Annotated in this window: 13 protein-coding genes and 1 pseudogene; 9 read left to right on the plus strand and 5 right to left on the minus strand. The window is 54.7% G+C overall.

Annotated features, from left to right (window positions below):
* Positions 1–888: 888 nt before the first annotated feature.
* The 4 genes from ACR1XU_RS22530 to ACR1XU_RS22545 all read left to right on the plus strand — a co-directional run bounded on the left by ACR1XU_RS22530 (position 889) and on the right by ACR1XU_RS22545 (position 9738).
* Positions 889–6033, plus strand: coding sequence for a RecQ family ATP-dependent DNA helicase (locus ACR1XU_RS22530; RefSeq protein ID WP_480909058.1), 5145 nt, complete (start codon positions 889–891; stop codon positions 6031–6033).
* Positions 6034–6188: 155 nt separating this feature from the next.
* Positions 6189–6725 (plus strand): hypothetical protein, encoded by a 537-nt coding sequence (locus ACR1XU_RS22535; protein WP_480814019.1) that lies wholly within the window; start codon positions 6189–6191, stop codon positions 6723–6725.
* Positions 6726–7481: 756 nt separating this feature from the next.
* The gene (locus tag ACR1XU_RS22540; protein ID WP_170617520.1) at positions 7482–7655 is read left to right on the plus strand and encodes a hypothetical protein; all 174 of its coding nucleotides are present in this window, start codon (positions 7482–7484) and stop codon (positions 7653–7655) included.
* Between the two features lie 358 nt (positions 7656–8013).
* Positions 8014–9738 (plus strand): GAF domain-containing protein, encoded by a 1725-nt coding sequence (locus tag ACR1XU_RS22545; protein WP_480909059.1) that lies wholly within the window; start codon positions 8014–8016, stop codon positions 9736–9738.
* Positions 9739–9857: 119 nt separating this feature from the next.
* Here ACR1XU_RS22545 and ACR1XU_RS22550 read toward each other — a convergent pair whose 3' ends face one another.
* Positions 9858–10529 carry a deiodinase-like protein gene (locus tag ACR1XU_RS22550; RefSeq protein WP_170617516.1) on the minus strand — a complete coding sequence of 224 codons (672 nt, stop codon included), beginning with the start codon at positions 10527–10529 and terminating at the stop codon, positions 9858–9860.
* Between the two features lie 196 nt (positions 10530–10725).
* Between ACR1XU_RS22550 and ACR1XU_RS22555 the strand changes: the two genes are divergently transcribed.
* Complete coding sequence (locus tag ACR1XU_RS22555) at positions 10726–11139, plus strand: universal stress protein (RefSeq protein ID WP_170825435.1); 414 nt, start codon at positions 10726–10728, stop codon at positions 11137–11139.
* 84 nt (positions 11140–11223) lie between these two features.
* Here ACR1XU_RS22555 and ACR1XU_RS22560 read toward each other — a convergent pair whose 3' ends face one another.
* The 3 genes from ACR1XU_RS22560 to ACR1XU_RS22570 form a co-directional block, all read right to left on the minus strand.
* Positions 11224–12831: a BCCT family transporter gene (locus tag ACR1XU_RS22560; RefSeq protein ID WP_321254719.1), complete on the minus strand. Its 1608-nt coding sequence runs from the start codon at positions 12829–12831 to the stop codon at positions 11224–11226.
* Between the two features lie 746 nt (positions 12832–13577).
* Positions 13578–14540, minus strand: coding sequence for a PLP-dependent cysteine synthase family protein (locus tag ACR1XU_RS22565; RefSeq protein WP_480909060.1), 963 nt, complete (start codon positions 14538–14540; stop codon positions 13578–13580).
* Between the two features lie 228 nt (positions 14541–14768).
* Positions 14769–15656, minus strand: a complete 888-nt coding sequence (locus tag ACR1XU_RS22570; RefSeq protein WP_480814017.1) for a LysR family transcriptional regulator — start codon at positions 15654–15656, stop codon at positions 14769–14771.
* A gap of 144 nt (positions 15657–15800) precedes the next feature.
* On the opposite strand from ACR1XU_RS22570, the gene ACR1XU_RS22575 reads away from it, so the two are divergent.
* From ACR1XU_RS22575 to ACR1XU_RS22585, 3 genes and pseudogenes are all read left to right on the plus strand, one after another.
* Positions 15801–16649 (plus strand): TauD/TfdA dioxygenase family protein, encoded by an 849-nt coding sequence (locus ACR1XU_RS22575; RefSeq protein ID WP_480909061.1) that lies wholly within the window; start codon positions 15801–15803, stop codon positions 16647–16649.
* 135 nt (positions 16650–16784) lie between these two features.
* Positions 16785–17093 (plus strand): annotated as a pseudogene (locus ACR1XU_RS22580) (alcohol dehydrogenase catalytic domain-containing protein); the annotation flags it as partial.
* Positions 17094–17231: 138 nt separating this feature from the next.
* Positions 17232–17738: a zinc-binding dehydrogenase gene (locus ACR1XU_RS22585; protein ID WP_480909067.1), complete on the plus strand. Its 507-nt coding sequence runs from the start codon at positions 17232–17234 to the stop codon at positions 17736–17738.
* Positions 17739–18551: 813 nt separating this feature from the next.
* Here the strand turns inward: ACR1XU_RS22585 and ACR1XU_RS22590 are convergent.
* Positions 18552–18770 (minus strand): hypothetical protein, encoded by a 219-nt coding sequence (locus ACR1XU_RS22590; RefSeq protein WP_170808434.1) that lies wholly within the window; start codon positions 18768–18770, stop codon positions 18552–18554.
* 106 nt (positions 18771–18876) lie between these two features.
* On the opposite strand from ACR1XU_RS22590, the gene ACR1XU_RS22595 reads away from it, so the two are divergent.
* Positions 18877–19764 (plus strand): LysR family transcriptional regulator, encoded by an 888-nt coding sequence (locus ACR1XU_RS22595; RefSeq protein ID WP_480909062.1) that lies wholly within the window; start codon positions 18877–18879, stop codon positions 19762–19764.
* Positions 19765–19848 lie beyond the last annotated feature (84 nt).

Raw genomic sequence — 19848 nt, forward strand, 5'->3', positions numbered from 1 at the left:
GATGGGATATTTTGCCAAGGGCAGCGGAGCACTTTGGGTCATCGCAATACTGGTCGGCGTATTGCTGGCAATGGTCGCATTCTTTGGAGGCTACTTTGGTGAAGCACCAAAGTGAATCTTGAAGCCTGAGTTTTGCCAAAACCATCATGCTCACTGTCGTTCGGCCAACATCAGCACGAATGCGACAGTTTGGGGTGTTTTGATTAAGGCAGGTTTACGGCTCATCGTAACCGCCAAGGAGTGAAGATAAGAAAGAAACCCCGAAACCACTGGGCCAGAAACGGGAGCATTTCCTTGAGGGTTCCGCCCCAAGAGCCTGCTGCCGTTCGATGTTCCGATGACCTGGCTGGAGTGGCAGGATATTTTCAACATATTAAAATAAATGGAAAAAGCTCAATGGGCGATTTTGGGGGATCGGTTTGAATTCAGTCATGTGTCTCACTTTTTGCTCTTGATTGTTTTGGCGTTTGGGGACTCGTCGGCCATACGAATTTTGCGCTTTGGGCAGGAGCCGGATGTTCGCTGCATTGGCAAAAGACCCACGGGCCGGGGAACAAGCGAACTTTGATCAACAAGCCTGTCAGGATCCTGCCAGTTCCGCTCTCGCAAAGAGGTGCCGGTTGATGTTGTCGACCGGCTGTCGGTTCCGGATGGGAAGATCTGGAAGCCCAAAAAAAAGAAACTGGCCGCACTCAATAAATCTGACATGGCATCGGGGGAACATTTTTGGTCAAATGGCTGCCGAAGGTTCCGCTCCCTGGGAATAATAAATAACTTGCCGATATGAAAAACTTAATTTCCCGTGGCATATCGAAGGCCCTTGGCCGTGGCAGAACACAGCCGCTTGAAAAGCCAGAGGCTATTCCGCCGGGAACTAAAAGTATTCAAATGCCGCGGGAACAATCCAAAATCTTGTCGCGCTGTCTGTCGATTGATCTGGAGGTTGATCCCAAGGAAGCCAAGTTGTTCGCCTTTGCAGCCGTGCCGGAAGGCGATGGAGAGGGTATCGTTCATCGGAAAGGTGACCTGAAAGCCGCGCTTGAAAAGCTCGACCTGTTTTGCGCCGGTTTCGCACATGTTGTTGGACACAATATTCTGCGCCATGACCTGCCGCATCTCATGGCGGCCTCGCCGCGCTTCGCAAAGCTCGCGGACGGACCGATTGATACGCTGTGGCTCAACCCTTTAGCGTTCCCGCGTAATCCCTATCATCATCTGGTCAAACACTACCGCGATGGGCGGCTTCAAAGTGGTCATGTCAACGATCCCGAGTTCGACGCGCGTCTCGTGTTCGAGGTTCTCCGCAACCAGATCGACGCCTTCGTATCGCTGAACACGTTGTCGCCAGAAACGATGATAGCCTATCACTGGCTGTGCTGCCGAGGTCCTGGTAGCGTCGGATTTGATCGGTTGTTCAGCGACGTGCGCGGGGCGCCCATCCCGACCGAAGCGGAAGCGCACGATGCCATTCAGACGCTGCTAAAAGACGTGGCCTGCGGCGCGCAGGTGGACGGCTTACTCAAGCGGCTCTCGGACACCGGGCTGGGCTGGCCGATGGCATATGCCCTTGCCTGGATTTCGGTCGCTGGTGGGGATTCTGTTATGCCGCCTTGGGTGCGGGCGCAGTTCCGTGACGCAGCACGGCTCGTCAAAGATCTGAGAGATACGAATTGTCGTGATCCGCACTGTGCCTATTGCGCAGAGCACAATGATCCCACCCGAGCACTCGAACGTTGGTTCGGCTTCCCAAGTTTCCGCCCAGAACCAGTCGACGAGGACGGACGCCCGCTTCAAGAAAAGATCGTGGCGACGGCCATGGAAGGCGACAACCTCTTGGGTATCCTTCCAACGGGCACGGGTAAGTCTATCTGCTATCAGATTCCCGCGCTGTCTCGGTTCGACAAGACCGGGGCCTTGACCGTCGTAATATCGCCGCTTGTGGCGCTGATGGCAGACCAGGTTCAGGGCTTGGTTCGGGCCGGAATTTCCTCGGCGGTTACGATAAACGGGCTATTGTCTTTGCCCGAGCGTCAGGATGCGCTTGACAAGGTGCGGCTTGGGGATGCTGCGATCCTTTTGATTTCGCCCGAACAACTGCGCAGCACAACAGTTCGGTCCGTTCTGTCACAGCGCGAGGTAGGGCTGTGGGTGCTGGACGAGGCGCACTGCGTGTCTAAATGGGGGCACGATTTCCGGCCGGACTATCGCTACGTTTCGCGGTTTATCAAGGAAAGCTCAGGCGACGATCCGGCTCCGGTGCTTTGCTTGACCGCAACAGCAAAGCCGGACGTCGTACAGGACATCCGCAGTCATTTCAAAGAGCGGTTGGGGTCCGAACTGGCGTTGATCGATGGTGGCGCGTCGCGCTCAAACCTAAGCTTCCAGGTGCTGCCAACGCAGCGGGCAACCAAGATGGCCGATATCCTCGACACGATCGAGGCCAAGCTTCCGCGCGAGGGCGTGTCTGGGGCGGTCGTCTATTGTGCGACCCAAAACGCTACCGAGCGCGTGGCGGAGTTCTTAAAACAACAGGGCATCGCCGCTGAACGGTATCACGCAGGCCTCAGCCCCGATGACAAGCGTGAGATTCAAGAGGACTTCCGCGTCGGCAATCTCCGCGTGATCGCAGCCACCAACGCCTTTGGGATGGGGGTCGACAAGCCGGACATCCGTCTGGTGGTTCACGGGGACGTGCCTGGGTCGTTGGAAAACTACCTGCAAGAGGCGGGTCGCGCCGGGCGGGACCGCGAGCCTGCAAACTGCATCCTGTTGTTCAATACCGAAGACGTTGATCGTCAGTTCAGCCTCAGCGCGCGCTCTCGACTCGCGCGGCACGAAATCGGCGCGATCCTGAAGGCGCTTCGGCGTCTTGATGCTCGGACCGGAAAAGGCGGCGAAATTGTCGCGACACCCGGTGAGATCGTTCATGAGGAGAAAGAGCGAGATTTCCAGCGGGACAGCAATACCGACGATACGCGGGTGAAGACCGCCGTCGCCTGGCTGGAAGAAGCACACCTTCTGAACCGCGAAGAAAACCGGGTGCAGGTGTTCCCCGCCTCGCTCCGGATAAGAAGCATGCAAGAGGTTCGCAAAATCCTTGCATCCGCCGAGATCACCGGGCGGCGACGCGAAGACCTGGCCACCATCGTGCAGCATATCATCAACGCGCCGCAGGAAGAGGGCATCACCACGGACGAGCTCTGCGGCGTCAGCGGGCTTACGATGTCGAGCCTGCGTAAAGCCTTGGCGGATCTCGAGGCCCTGGGGATCGCAAAGGACGACACAAACATCACCATCTTCGTGCATGTAGGCGTCGAGAATGCCTCGTCGAAGCGCTTCGAAGCGGCATCCCGGTTGGAAGCTGACCTGATTGCAGTCCTTAGGGAGCAAGCGCCAGACGCGGACATCAATGAGGCTGTGCCCTGCCATCTGGCCTCAGTGGCGCAGGCCCTGCGGGAGCAGGGACACGCCTCCGTGCGGCCCGATATTGTCGAGGGGCTGCTCCGTGGGATGGCGCAGGATGGCCGCGACATGGATGGCGGCAAAGGCAATATCGGCCTGCGTAAGGTGTCCAAAGGCAGTGTCATGGTGCGAATGCAAAGATCATGGGGAGTAATCGAACAGACCGCTCAGCTTCGCCGGCAGGCCGCAGAGCGTTTGGTTTCTTACTTGATCAACAAGGTTCAGGCTGGCCTACGTGGGAAAGATGTTCCTGTCGAGACCACGCTTGGCGACCTTCTTGCAGCGATCAACAGCGATGCGCTGTTACGGACATCTGTCAATGACCCTGCAAAGCTAATGGACCGGGCGCTTCTATGGTTGCACGAACAGCAGGTGGTGACTCTGGGCAAGGGTTTGTCCGTGTTCCGCTCAGCCATGACGTTGCACATCAATCGGAAAGGCGGCGCTTTTACCACTCAGCATTTCGCGCCGCTCGAAGACCACTACACCGAACAGACTGTCCAGACCCACGTGATGGCGGCTTATGCGAGCAAAGGCATCGATGATATCGATCAGGCCCAGCGGCTCGCGCATGACTATTTCGCAATGGAGCAGTCCGACTTCATGAAAGCTTGGATGCCGGGGAAAATTTCGGAGTTCAGACGACAGGCAACGCCCCAGTCTTATGCCGAGATCGTCGACAATCTGGGGAACTCGACGCAAGAGCAGATCGTGCGTGACGACCGCGAACAGACCAATGTGCTTGTGCTTGCGGGACCGGGATCGGGCAAGACACGCGTGCTGGTCCATCGCGTCGCCTATCTGGTCAGGATCAAACGCGAAGATCCAAACGGTATATTGGTGCTCGCCTACAATCGCCACGCGGCCGCCGAGATCCGGGAACGCTTGCGTCTGCTGATTGGCGAAGATGCTCGCTTCGTGACGGTTTTGACCATCCATGCCTTAGCAATGCGGTTGGTTGGCGCGAGTTTCGCCGGACGGGTGGCGGCCGATGAACCTGATTTCGAGACGCTTCTGATCGATGCGGCACGTCTCTTGCGTGGCGACGGGCTGGACAAAGTCGAGGCCGAAGCCTTGCGAGAGACCTTGATCCAAGGGTTCCGCTGGATACTCGTGGACGAATATCAGGACGTGGGCCCTGAGGAATACGCCTTGATCGCGGCGGTGGCCGGACGCAGTATCGACGACCCCGATCAACGGATCAGCCTGTTCGCAGTCGGCGATGACGACCAAAATATCTATGCGTTTGCCGGCGCATCGGTGCGCCACATTCGACAATTCGAACAGGATTATTCCGCCAAGCCGGTTTTTCTGACCGACAATTACCGCTCGTCGAAAAACATCGTCAGCGCAGCGAACGCCGTGATCGAAGGATCTCGGGAACGTATGAAAACAGGCCATGGGATTACCGTCGACCAATCGCGGCAAAAGGACCCGGCTGGGGGTATCATGGAAAACCTCGATCCGGTTGCGCAGGGGCGGGTTCAAATCCTTGGCTGCCCGGCCGGGAATTACGCTCAGGCCCTTGCGGCGGTCAACGAGATGATCCGCCTGTCAAAACTGATCCCGGATTGGAGCTGGAAGGGCGCGGCAATCATTTCTCGTGATTGGCGCAAGCTTCTGCCAGTCCGCGACTTTGCCGAGGCACATGGAATTCCCGTCGAAATGGCAAACGAAAATCTACCAAGTGTGTGGCGCACCCGGGAGATGCGGAGGTTCATCGACGGTCTGCGCGAGAGGCACGCAGCTTTGGTCAGCTTGAGCGATCTTACCGAAACCCTGAACACGATACCCTCAAGCCGTTGGACTGACCGGATCGGCGAGGGACTTGGCCAACTTGCGCGTGAAGTTGATGGCAAAGCGCTCCCGAGCCCCGACGTGATCGAATGGTTTGCTGAATGGTCTAAGGACTCATGGGGCGAGCAGCGCGGCCTCAAATTGCTGACGGCGCACCGCGCGAAGGGCCTCGAATTCGACGATGTGGTGATTCTCGATGGCGGTTGGGAACGGCCCTCGCGAAACGAAGATCAGGACGCGCCGAGGCGTTTGTTCTATGTCGCCATGACACGTGCAAGGCGAAATTTGATCGTCATGAGTAACGACAATCACGAATACCTTCCCACCGAGTCGCCCTCCGTTGTCACGCGGCACGTGGTGCCCGACTTGGCGACAGTCCCCGGCCCGCGCCGGTTCTTTCAATCGCCAGAAATGAAGATGGTCGACCTGTCATTCGCAGGACGCCAAGGTGATCGGCACGTTGTTCATGACGCGATCGCCGAAGCGCAGGTTGGCGCGCCAGTCAGGCTCTCCAGTGTCGGAGATCGCTGGCAGATCGAGGATCTTCAAGGTAGGATCCTCGGGCGGATGGCAAAAGCATTCGCGCCCCCGATGGGCACGAAATTTGTCACCGGCGAGATCGCGGCCATCATTAATTGGCGTAAAGAAGATGCCGACGAGCGTTTTCATCACCTGATGAAACGCGCCAATTGGGAAGTTGTTGTGCCTGAACTGGTATTCGAAGAGGTCAAGGGGGCTGAAAGGGTTTTCGGAAAGGATCAGAACGTCAAGTAGGACGGTCAGGCGGTCGTTCGCTGCACTTGCAATAAAGGATCGCTTAGGGCCGGTCGGAACTTCCGAATGAATTCAAGGTTGGAAGATTTACAGGTAGTATCTTGTATTTATTCAATACATGTTCGGTGTGCACGGTATAGCGACAGGACAATACCATGACCAACTTTGCCGACAACGATCTACTCACGCTACAGCACGAAGTACAGCGGTTGTTGGGGCGATGCCTGTTACGGCTCCAACAATATGAGCGGCTGATCAAAGCTATGGTGGCGCATCATAGGCTCTCAGGGCCGATTCATGACTTGGAGCGTTCAAGGGCCGCGCAGGTTGACGCCACGGCGCGTAAGACGCTCGGCACCTTGGTGCGCGATCTCCTCGGATCGTATGTCGTTGCTGGTGAGATCGAACCTGCCGAAGGGGCGACGATCAATTCTCCTGAAGGAGCCAATTGGTTCGCCATGCGGATGTCACTTGACCTATCGAGTGAGGATTTCGCTCGGGTAGAGAATGAACTCAGAGACATGGTTCTTCTACGGAACAATCTGGTTCACCATTTCATCGAGCAGCACGATCTCCGGAGCTTGAATGGATGCCGCGGCGCGAAAGATACATCGGTCAGCGCATATAACCGCATCGACCAAAACCTCGAGCAACTTCGGGAATGGGCTAGTACCATGGAAGAAATGCGCTAGGCTCTCCCACAAGTCTTGCAGTCGGAGAAGTTCAAAGACGTGTTTGTCAACGGAAAGTAAACTGGGACGCGCCGCGCATAGTGAGTGCCTTGCGAGAAGCATACTGTGCATCGGCTTTCGATGGATAGGCGCCGTTGGCTTAGGCAGGCATATAGAAATGGTCCGCGAAATACCCGGCTGTGGCATCAGGCTGAAGACGTCGAGTGGTGCCAATGCAGAAATTCACTTCCTGCTCGCGAACAATTCATCCAAGCAATGATACGGTGCGGTGTCCCGAAACTGTGCGACGAGCGCGAGGTCGTTTGAACGATAACGCCCGTAGGTTTTCAGAAGATACTGTACATAAAGAAGCAGAGCGATTGTCGTTCCCGCTGCTGCAATGTTGAATGTGACTTCCCACCCTGTCATTTGGGTGCTCCCTTAATTGATAAGTTTCGCTTCTCTCCCGGCGCAGTAACGATTTAGGACCGAGCGGGTTTTAATCGGTCCGATACTCCGTCGGGTTTTCGCGAGCCGATACGGTGACCGATCGGTTTGCAGCTTGACCAGAGCGTAGGGGCGAGAGTTTGTGTTCCATTCGACCCGCAAGTGGTTCATCGCCCAGTGCGAGCGAACGGGTTTTCCTGAGCACTTCACAGCCTCTCTGGTCGGTCACCAATCGGCTCGATCGGAGAACGGGATCACCTACGGGATTTACTCGGCTGGGATCAGTGATGAGCAGCGTCGGTCGATCGTCGATCAGATACGGCTCCCGATATGAGTTTCCCGGACATCGACGCGTTCGAGGAGCGAGCAGCGATTGCCGAATACGACGGCGGGTGCACCCGTAAGGCAGCGGAAGATCTGGCAGCTCGGGCTCAGGGGTTCCGGGATGCTGAAGCCTACTGGCAGTGGTTAGCCCACAATGTCGTTAACCGCAGACCACCCTGAAATCCAAACCTCGGCGGCCCTTAGCGGTTTGCCGGGGGATCTCTGCTTTTCATTCTTTTTCCAAAGATGACGTTGGTCGTAGGTGGCGGAATGAAGGCTGTGCGGACAAAACTGCCGGTCATTACGTCGCCTGAATTGCTTCCCACAATACGAGTAGATGCTAACGCCCGTGTCGAAAATGTAATTTTGCTCAGCCAGATGTGCTCAAGTACACAGTCTGGAATGCGAAAGCCTGCGCGGCTAAGATTGAATTAAGTACATCGCAACCAAAGGCGCGACAGTGATTAATTCGCCTCAGAACACAAATCGCCATGGGTCGCAAAAACAGCTTGCGCGTGCACGTGAGCGTGAGCGTGCGATGCGGGCAATCCTTCAGGTCATTTCACGGTCCCGTGACGACGAAAAACCTGTTTTTGATGTGATTCTTGAAAGCGCGGCACGATTGTGTAATGCGCCATTTGCATGTCTGTTTCTGGCCAATGATGAGCGCACCTGTTTGACAATCCCCGCCTATCACGGCGCCCGGTCACAATTCGTTGAGCTGATCAATGCCAATCCGTTGCCAATGGACCCGGAACAATCACTGACGGTACAGGCGATGATTGCTCGCGAACCGCTGCAGATCGCCGATGCAAGAGACCAAATTTACGATGCCGGTCAACCGCACCGGGTTCACGCGGTGGAAGTTGAGGGCATACGCACACTTCTTACCGTTCCGCTGTTAACACCGGATTCTTCGCTAGGGGTTTTGTTTCTCTACCGTCGGGAAGTGTTGCCCTTCACAGAAGATGAAATCGCCTTGGTGCAAACCTTCGCTGCACAAGCCGTTATCGCCATTCAGAACGTGCGGCAGTTCCGCGAGCTGCAGGCTAGGCTAGAGCGTGAAGTGGCGACGCGGGATATTCTGGAAGTCATCAGCCAGAATCGGGACGATGATGGCCCAGTGTTCGATCTGATCACGCGGAACGCGGCGATACTATGTGGTGCACCGGTGTGCACTTTGTGGCGCGTCGAGAATGGCATTATCCACTACTGCGCCAGCTATGGCGTCCGCGGCGAAGCCCTCGCCGAGACGGAACTGACGCCAGCAGAACCGCTTGCCGACAATACTTTGACTGGCCGGGTTTTCCGCTCTCGAGCGGTCGCCCGGATCGACGATGCTACTGACGAAAGTTATCTTGATTACGAATGGGTCCGGGCGCGGGGCCTGAAGTATCTGGTGGGTGTACCTATCTTTGTCCGCGGCGAAGTGTGGGGCAGCATAAACCTCATGTGGCCGCCCGACCGCCTCCCGCGTGACTCGGATACCCAACTGGTCGAAGGCTTCGCCTCCCAGGCCGCCATTGCCATCGAGAACGTGCGCCAGTTCAGGGCGCTGGAGGCGCTCAATGCCGAATTGGGCGATCGGGTGCAAGCCCAGGTGGGCGAGATCGAGCGCATGGGGCGCCTAAAGCGGTTCCTGCCGGCGGCGGTGGCAGATACCGTCATTTCGTCGGGATCTGAGAAGATGCTGTCGAGCCATCGGGCGCTTCTGGGCGCGCTGTTCTGCGACATCCGGGGCTTCACTGCCTTTTGCGAGACGGCGGAGCCGGAGGAGACCATCGAGGTTCTCCAAACCTATCACGAAGAGATGGGAAAGCTGATCAACGCCCACGAGGCGGGAGTTGATCTGCGGATGGGGGATGGCATAATGGTGCTGTTCAACGATCCGCTGCCCTGTGACGACCCCGCAGGCGAGGCGGCGCGGCTTGCGATTGCCATGCGCGCGCGGATGGTGGATCTTTGCATGCGATGGAAGCGATTGGGTCACCGGCTGGGTTTCGGTGTGGCTGTCTCCCTTGGTTATGCGAACATTGGGATCGTTGGGTTTGAGGGGCGGTTCGACTACACGGCTTCTGGCACACCGATCAACCTAGCGTCGCGTCTTTGCGACGAGGCAGAGGATGGAGAGATCCTTCTGAGTCCGCGGGCGGCCATCGCGCTCGAGGATCGGTTCCTCGTGGAATCGCGTGGGGAGTTAACGCTGAAAGGCATCCGGGAGCCAATGGAAGTGTTTCGGCTGACCGGCATAGCTGAGGCTTAGTCAATGAGTGCTTAGGGCTCAGGCCAGTCGTTCGCGGTATCTGGTATTGATGGCCGCTTTAGTGGACAAAACCGCCATTAGCTGCATAGCGGCATCGGATTGCCAATTGGTCGAAACCGCTACGGGCTTGTTGTGGCGCTTCTTAACGCTTTTGCCCAATCCTCTAGATGGCTATCGTGATATGGGCCTTGCTCGGATTTGAAGGTCACGACACCCTTAGCGTCGAGAATATACAAGCGCTCTGGTGCGCCAGCGTAATCGTCATTTATCCGATTGTCTGGCCAATCTAGGACAACTTGGCTGTGAAAGCTGAAGGCCCTTCGCCAATCATGGGCCACCTTGGCACGCTCATTCATATTTGTTGGTTGAGCGTACATAATTTTGTCGGCACGGTTGGAGTTTGTGTTCCATCCGTCTGTCGGATGCGCTTCCAGCGTGTAAACGAAAACGAACTGAACCGAGTTTTCAAATTCGCCAATCAACTGCTTCATGCGCTCGGATTGACGACGAAATATGGGACACGTGTAGCTCCCGAAAATCAACGAGACAGGCGCATCGCGAAGATCGGATAGCTTCAGTAAGTCGGATGAAACGTCTCCATCCTCACATAATACGTGCGCCAAGAAGTCTGGAGCCGGTTCACCTAAGTTGGCTTTGCATCTCGTTTCTGACGCTGCCGCTTTGTCGAGATAGTCAAGAAAATCCGCCTTACTAAGACTCATCGCATCTTCGAATTCATCATCGGACATACCGTCCATCTGATCACGCATACTGAATGCAATTTTGCTCACTGTTCTTCCTCCGCCACACCAAATTTACCACGAGTGGCCAAGAAGTCTGAAGCGATCATTCGCAGCGTGTCGCTCGAACGACAGCTACGCGGACAAAGCGGCTGCTGTGTATTGGAAGCGGTCACTCTTGACGGTCCACCTAGCAAAGTCATTGTCTAACACTTACTGACTGAATGCGTGAGACGGGACAGTGAAGATGCCACTTGATACGAATTTAATCCTATGCCCGATAAATCTTCGTCACGTGAGGCTGGATTACAGCGCCTACGAAGAAGCAATCGCAATGGCTAAACGCCGAGAAGCGCGGCTTCTCGTGGTGACAGTTGCGCCAGAAATGGAGCGAAACTTGAACATTCGCGACTCTGTTGGATATTGGAGCGAGCAACTGAAGAAGTTTGTTGAAGATCACCCAGCAGAAGGCGTCGAACTTGAAACCACTGTCCGGACCGGAGCGGTGCATCGCCAGATCGTGAAACTCGCGGATGAACGCAACGTCGACATGATCGTAATGGAGGCGGCCAATCCAAAAATCCAAGACTATCTGTTGGGTACAACCGCCAGTCATGTCGTTACGCACGCTAGGTGCTCTGTTTTTGTTGTACGTAACTAGCCGTTCCAAAATGGCCAAGTACCGCAGTTTGATGTAGTGGCTCCCCTATCTCAATGGGAAGCCACAACTCCTTTCGACTGTTTCTCAGAGCTTCTTGTATTCAGATCGCAAGGCCAACCACAGGCAGTAGCACATGATGAGTATCACCAGTGTAAACGGAATCCCCATGGACACGGCGGCTCCCTGAAGGGCGTTCAACCCACCGCCGAGGAGCAGTGCAATAGCGACAAGGCCTTCAAGCGTACACCACCATACGCGCTGAACAACGGGCGCATCCAACTTGCCACCAGCGGTGATTGTATCGATCACCAATGAGCCGGAGTCGGACGAGGTGACAAAGAAGATCACAATCAACACCAGCGAGATCGGCGCAATGATGTTGTACAGCGGCAGTTCCTTGAGGAAACCGAACAAAGCGCCCTCCGGAGCATAACTGTCGATCACAGTGGCTTTGACTCCTTCAGCACCACCTGCATTCAGCATGTCGATGGCCGCACCTCCGAAAGTGGACATCCACAACGCACAAACAGCTGTTGGTGCAATCAGGGCACAGAGTACAAACTCACGCACGGTGCGACCCCGGGAAATCCGTGCAATGAACATGCCGACGAAAGGCGACCAAGCAATCCACCACGCCCAATAGAATGTTGTCCAGCCGTGGAAAAAGCTCGTATCTTCCCGCCCGAACGGATTGGAAAGCGCAGGCAGCAATGTGACATAGTCCACCATGACTGAAACGTAGCGCGCGATTGCGGCAGAAATTCCGGTCATAGCGATCACAAAAATAAAGAGCCCGACGGCCATTATCATATTTATCTCAGACAGTCTTTTTACGCCCGCGTCCATGCCCAAGAGGACGGAGCCAAGAGCGATAAGCGTGATCGCAACGATAATGATAACGGTCAGCGTCGGGGACGGTGAGATGCCAAACACCTCATTCAGACCTGCAGCAACCTGTTGAGCACCCAGGCCCAAGGACGTCGTAAGGCCGAAAAGTGTCGCAAAGACCGCCAGCGTGTCAATGAGATGTCCCCAAAAGCCCCAGACACGTTCTCCAAGCAGCGGAAAAAAAGCCGACCGGAGCGTGAGTGGCAGGTTCAGGTTGTAAGCGAATATCGCAAGCGCCAATCCCACTGCAGCATATACAGCCCAGCCTTCGAGACCCCAGTGATGTATTGTCCCGACGACACCAATATACTCATTGCCCGGTTGACTAATGTCGATGTTCAGGGGCCGTGCATTCCCGTCTTCCGAAAAGTTGTAATACACTGGCTCCAAAACACCAAAGAACAGGAGGCCGATCCCGATCCCTGCCGCAAACATCATTGCGATCCAACCCGCATATGAGTAGTCGGGTTTCGCATCCTTTCCGCCAATTCTGACTTTTCCGACAGGCAGGACAATAAGCGCCAGGCAGAACAACGTGATCGCATTTACCGACAACACCAGAAACCAGTCAAAGGTACTGGTCAGCCATGGCCGGAGCCAGCCGAAGAATGCAGCGGCAGCTTCCTGATTGGCCAAAGCCACGATCACGAAACCCAGGATCAGCAAACCAGAGACAATGAAGACGGGGTTGTGAATATCCAACCCGAGCGGCCTGATGTTGTCTTGTCCGAGTTCATACTCAGTCTCGAAGTCCCAGACACGTGGGTCCGGGTCGAGCATCTTTTTGGGACTTGAATCTGACATTTTGCCTCCCATAGCGCTGTTTCATAAGGTTTATCGTTGCACGGCATGCGACGATCTGTCCAACACTGAGTTGGAGGGAGCTACGACAGGAAACGGCGCATTAAGCCCCAGGGCAGCAAAGTCAAGAAACAAAAAACAGTCAAATCAGCTTCGATTGGTAAACAATTTCAACAGGGTAACTTTGTCGCGTAGCGGCAAAATTAGTCGGCCAATGACGCCAAAACCCACTCGACTAAGTGACTCTATGTTCTGAAGTCTGTCGTAGCCATCTCGGCTAAACTGCAGAACCGTTAGGTCAAGCTCATCCCTGTCTAACAGCATCGGGGAACTCGCAGCTGGCTCAGTTTCCGCAGGTAGCGCAACCGTCAAGTGGGCAGAATTGACGCGTTTTAATTGCTTACGCTTTGGCACCGGTACCACAATTCAATCTGCTGTCCTGTGATATCCGCATTGGGCTGATATTGTTAAAAAACTCCAGTTTTGGCCAAAACCGGTAAATAATTACCCATTGTCAGGCGGTTGATTTTTTCGCCAGGGGGTCGGCCGAAGCAATGGTTCCGCGATGTGAGAGGCTGTCATGGCCTGCTTTGGGCAAGTGGTGTCAGCATTGCTGACGCGATGGAAATCGGCGAAAAAGCGAGTGGGCCGAATTGTCGAGTTTTTCAACAATATTGGCTCAATTCGGTCATTCGCAGTATCTTCGTGAGCGTCTACTTCGCGGACGCACCCTACGCCAAAGGGCAGTTCTACGTGAAAAGATCAGTAGAAAGGTACTTCAATCCGGAGTCGCAAATGATCACGGAAACGGTCTGGCCCTTGTGAGGGCCTTTTAGCAGCTCGACAGCACCCGCCACGTTGGCGCCGGCAGAAAACCCAGCGAAAATGCCTTCTAAACGCGCCAGATTGCGACAAGTCTGACGCGCCGTGTTGCCATCAATTTGAAGAAACCCATCCCACACGAACCCTCGAAGGAAATCGAGATCATCCATAACATACCCACCTCCCTGAATGGGATGTTCGGGGCTTGTCACTTCCTGACCCGCGATAACAGCAGCGCCTTCGGGCTCAATGGGATAGCATTTGATCTCTGAATTTCGCGATCGCAGGTACTTGGACGTCCCAGACAAAGTGCCACCCGATCCGACAAAATCACAGAATGCATCGATGTTGCCGCCGGACTGTTCCCAAAGTTCTGGGCCAGTCGTATGTTCATGGGCGCTCGGATTACCTTCTCGTTGGAATTGGTCAGCTCGAAATGCGTTGCGTTCAATCGTCAGTTTTGTAGCCACGCGATCAACCTCTGCGAGGTCAGCGCCGGATACTTCCCCGGGGCGACTTCCCGGCATTTGATCTACCAACACGACTTCGGCGCCAAGAGCCTGCATCATTTGTGCGCGCTCAGGCGAGTTGCCTTTGGACATGACAGCAACGAATGGGTAGCCTTTGATACTGCAGATGATGGCAAGGCCGGTGCCCATATTGCCACTTGTCAGCTCAACGATTGTCTGCCCTTGCTCTAACGTGCCATTGGCCTCAGCTGCTTCAATGACCCCAAGCGCCGCGCGGTCTTTTTTGGAGAATCCGGGGTTCAAGTAATCGAGCTTGGCTAAAATTTTTCCCTCGCAACCATAATGCTTTACCAGCCGATCAAGAGACACCAAAGGTGTGTTTCCAATCGCTCCGAGAATGGAACAAAATGTACCAGTCATTATAAGAGTCCCAACTCTGTTTCGAAGCGAACTTTGGTAGACACTGCAGAGTTTTGCAACTTGGGCGCCTGGCGCTCATCCACCAAAAAGTAACGTAAGGCTGCTCTGTAGGCGACACAACCTATCGCGGTAATCAGGTTTGGCGTTAGAGACCGGCCAAAACTGATTTCCAGTCTCGGTTATTTAAGTGGCAAAATTTTTCTTGTGGATACCTGCTGGAGTGCGAGCTCACAAATATACCAGCTGGTTTTCTACTGCTTCCAATAGTGCCGTCTTAACTGCGTCGATCATTTTAGTGCGAGGTGAGGCTCTCATATTCGCCAGGCCAACAATGCGCTTAGGTCCGTTCTGTTCAAGGGGAATACTTTTGAGCCGCAAGTGGTCATATGCAGCTAAGCGGCTGTCTGGTATGATTGATACGCCAAGTTCAGCCGCCACCATACTTGAGATTGCTTCAAGGCTCTCTAGTTCCATGGCGTCTTTGACTTCAATGCCCTTTCTTTGCAGCCAAGTCTCGATTTGCCTTCCTACAACCGCATCACGCGTAAAACGAATAAACGGTGACGCACCAAGCAGTTCTTTCGGAGGTAAATCTGGGGTGTTTTCCGAGACAAGCAGGACCAATTCTTCGGATACAATTTCAGAGAATTCCAACGTGTTTGGCAGAACATCTGGTCGGGAAATGATCGCCGCTTGAATCTGCCCGCGATCTAACTGTAGCAAAAGCTGATTGGTCAAACCTGGAACAATTCTTACACGGATATCCGGATGCACGGACTTTAGCCTCGCTAGCGCAATTGGCACTAATCCAGTCAGAGTTGTTGGAACGGCCCCCAAAGTTATTTCACCAAAGAGTTCGTTGTTCGACCTCACCCTTTCCGCCAAACCGTCATATGCGGCCACCACCGCTGCAGCCTCTTCGGCGAACGTTAGCCCGGCATGAGTCAGTTTGGTTGATTTGGCCGATCGGTCAAATAAAACGAGCCCCAACGTGACCTCCAGATTCCGCATCTGGTGACTGACCGCCGACGGAGTTAGATGCTCCGCCTCTGACGCGGCACGGAAGCTACCATGTCGATGAACTGCGATTAGAGTTCGTAGTGACCGAATGCTCATATCGATAACCTCACTACCGCCTAAACCGTGATCGATATGTGAAAGTTTTTCACTGATTAGTCAAAGAATTTTCGTTTTTGTTCATTTTTGTTGATGTGTACCTTGCGCATGGCATGCCCAACGAAACCAAACCCAGAGGTGCTTATGGTTGCTCCCAAATCCAACGCTTATACTTCCATCGTTGCCAAACCCTTCGCTCCAAACCTTGGGGCTGAGATTTATGGAGTCGATCTAAGCCGGCCTGTTCCTGACAACCAGTTCGCAGAGATCTGCAGCGCTTTTCACACCTATCAAGTTCTGTTTTTCAAAGAGCAGAAAGAAATTCCGCCTGCGCAGCACATTGAATTTGGGAAACGCTTTGGACCGCTTCATGTGCACCCCGCAGCCCCAACAATGGAAGGATATCCAGAGATTTTCGAAATCCATGCAACCAAGAATTCCAAGGTAGCAAACGGTGAGTTCTGGCACTCTGACGTCTCTTGCGACGAGACGCCTCCTCTTGGAACTATGCTTCAAATCCATATCGCCCCTCCCTGCGGCGGGGACACTATGTTCAGTGATATGTATGCGGCCTACGACGATCTTTCTGAACCGATAAAAGATATGATCAACGGCCTGTCTGCGCTTCATAGTTCAGAGCATATCTATAAAGGCCGCTATAGCGACCGGGGACAAAAAGACAGCGATATTGATTGTCCCGAAGCAGTTCATCCAATTGTTAGAACTCATCCGGAAACGGGCCGGAAATCGCTATTTGTGAACCGAACATTTACGACAAAGATTGTGGGCTTGTCGGATAAGGAAAGCGATGCGATCCTCGACATGCTTTTCGAGCATGCGGAACAAATCAACTATCAAATCCGGTTCAGGTGGTCGCTTTACGACATGGCCTTTTGGGACAACCGGTGCTGCATGCATCGTGCTATCTGGGACTATTGGCCCGCAGAGCGTAAAGGGCGACGTGTGACCGTGAAAGGCGATAGACCTGTTTAGTCTCGACTGAACCGAATTGCTCGATCAATGAAACCAAATCTTTAGGAGCGCTAAGTGCGAGCTGCAGTCGTAAGAGAGTTTTGTGAAGACCTTTCGATTGAGACGGTCCCGGATCCAACCTGCCCAGACAATGGAGTGGTCCTGGAGGTCGCTGCCTGTGGCGTATGCCGCTCGGATTTTCATGGATGGTCTGGTGCACACCCCAAAGTTCAAAATGGCTCCATCTTAGGGCACGAATACTGTGGGACCGTGGTAGAGGCAGGGCCTCAAGCGAAGCACAAAGTTGGTGATCGCCTCATAGCGCCATTCATCTTAGGCTGCGGTAGCTGCAACGCTTGTCAAACAGGCGTATCAAACACTTGTGCTAACCAAATCGTTCCTGGATTTGGAACGCAAGGTGCATACGCAGAATACGTTGCAGTGCCTTTTGACCACAACTTGGTTCACTTGCCAGAAACGCTGTCCCCTGCCTTGGCGGCAGGGCTCGGGTGTCGTGTCACCACTGCTTGGCATGCTTTGACAGACCGTGCAGATGTCGCAGCTGGTGAATGGGTGGCTGTCCACGGAACCGGAGGGATTGGCTTGTCAGTTCTTCTATTGGCAAAAATGCTTGGATGCCGAGTTGTCGTAGTGGATGTGGTTGAAGAGAAGCTTGAGCATGCAAAGCTCAACGGCGCGGACGCAACCGTAAATGCAAGCAAAGAAGACGCCGCAGCAGCGATCCGAGATATCACGGATGGAGGAGCACAGGTTTCCATAGAAGCGTTGGGTATCGAAACAACGACGAACGCATCCGTAGAGTGTCTCGCTATCCTTGGTCGACACGTGCAAATTGGTATGCCGTCGGGCGACGGCCAGACGCAGGTGAACATGCGTGCAATCTATTCCAAACAACTCTCGTTTTTTGGCACTCGTGGTATGCCTTCATGGAAATACCCCCGCCTTCTAGGAATGATCGAACGTGGCGAAGTGGATATCCAGCCAATGGTCGCCAGAGAAATCCGATTGGAAGAGGCTAGCAATGAACTTCGCGCAATGAATGGACCGACTTCCCCAGGAACCGCTGTTATCACAAGGTTTCAGCCGTGATCGGCCCAAACGCCTTATGGGTTTTTTAAACAGTCATTCCCTCTATCATTGTGCGTCCCTATGCAAATTCAGTTATTCGCGCAATCTGGCTGTTCCGGGTAACGCAATGAACGTCTGCTTTTGGCTCCAGGCGGTCATTCGTGTATTAGGCTTGAGCGACCGCTTTGAAGCCATCGACTCCATAGGCCCCGCCACCCGCCAGCGCCGGCGACCACCCGTCAGCCCCAGGAACGACTCGTCAACGGTCGTCTCAGCATCAGTGGATGGTTGATCTCGTAAGCACCTGTCGGCACTCGTAGACGGGTAGGCCAGCCCCGTTTATGCCCCAGTGGTTTCGGGTGTTCTGACTCCCCCAGACTACTCCTGTTACCCAACCTCTAGCAGGAGTTCTATGGGGGTGGGGAATAGGTATAAGTAATGAATAGAAACCGGAGGATAGAGAGACCCGAGTACCCTCCTTCCTGATCCATAATACACAGAGGGAGGAGGAGGTTATGGGGGAGATAGAGAACCCATGGCACTCGCGACCGATCGACGTTCACCGCTGGTCGGACCATCCAGAGGTGGCAGAGTTGATCGACCGCATCTGGGACGGCTAGCGCTGAATGGGGTTGGAGAGACATCTAGGCATGTCAGGTTCGAGCCCAAATGTGTAAGATGCTGCGTTCGGCTCGGGTGGCAGCGACCCGCAGTTTTCTGACTTTACGAGGCAAAGGCCGCTGGGCATTGCGGATCGGCACGACCGGCCCGATAGCGGCCATTCGACGGTCTGCAGCGGGTGGGGATTTGCGCTAAAGGTCCGCCCCGAACCAGTCAGTACCTGCCGGGATACATGCTCATCATACTTTGGACATCGGCATCGCTGGAGAAGGCGTCCGGGTTGCGGGAAAGAACCTCCCTGATGAATTCCCGCCGGGACCGGGCGTCATCGGGCTGCGTTTCCTCAGTGCGGGGGCGCAGGGCGAAGTTGAATACACGCTGGATGAAGCCAAGAGCCTTTTGAAGCGGCGGGACTGTGCGGGTGCTGGTCATGAATGCATTCATCTCTCGGGCCTTTTCTGCTGCTGCGAAGGCTCTCCCACTGTAGTGGCTGCGGGATTTTCGGGTATCGGCCGCGGCGATGTGCTATTCTACAAAAATGAAGAGCGCATTCCGGAGCTGGTCAGAAATCAGGGTCTTTCTTGCCGTCGTGCGCGCGGGGTCCACCTTGGCTGCCTCGCCCCAGCTCGGCATGGCCCAGCCAACTGTTGCACGCCGCATTGAGGCGCTTGAGCATGAGCTTGGCATAACCTTGTTCGAGCGGGACACGCGCGGCTTCCGGCCGACCGAAACAGCACAAGCAATCCTGCAGAAGGCGGAAGAAATCGAAGCGGCGGCGATTTGCCTGGCCGAGACAGTCGAAACGTTGCGCAGCACCAGACCGATCCGGATCACGGCCTATTCCGGCAACTTCTCGCCCCGGGTCGCAACGATCTTCAACGAGTTCTCTTTGCTCCGCCCCGATGTCAGCTTCGAATTCCTGCCCAGCGTCGAAGTCCTGGATTTATCGGCTGGCGAAGCGGACATAGCACTGCGCGTGACAAGAAGCCCTCCCCATCCGGACCTCATCTGCCGCAAGATAAGCACCGCGCGTTACGCGCTTTTCGGATCCCATTCATACGCCGAAAAACACGGGTTGCCGACCTCGGTAGAAGACTTGTTCAACCATACGTTTGTCAGCTTCCTACGTGAAGGTGTGCCGTCAGCCTTTCACGATTGGCTGATCCGCTATGCGGAACCTGATCAGATCAGGCAAACCTATTCCGAGCTGGACCTGATGCATGCCGCCATCCGGTCGGGTCATGGCCTTGGCATCATAAACGTGAAACTTGCCGAAAGCGATGACACGCTCATTCAATGCTTTGCGCCGCTCGAGGAGATGAACTCGGAGCATTTGATGCTGATTGCGCCAGAGGCTTATCGTCGCCCCGAAGTAAAGGCCTTCGCGAAATTCTTCGCGCCCCGCTATGCTGCCATTTTCAGGTAGAAGCTTCCCGTGAAACCGGAATAATGAATTGCGGTGGTCAATCACACTGATTGCATTTTCATCCGCACACCGACTGTCTATGAA

It is taken from the genome of Ruegeria sp. D1(2025) (genome assembly GCF_056536425.1).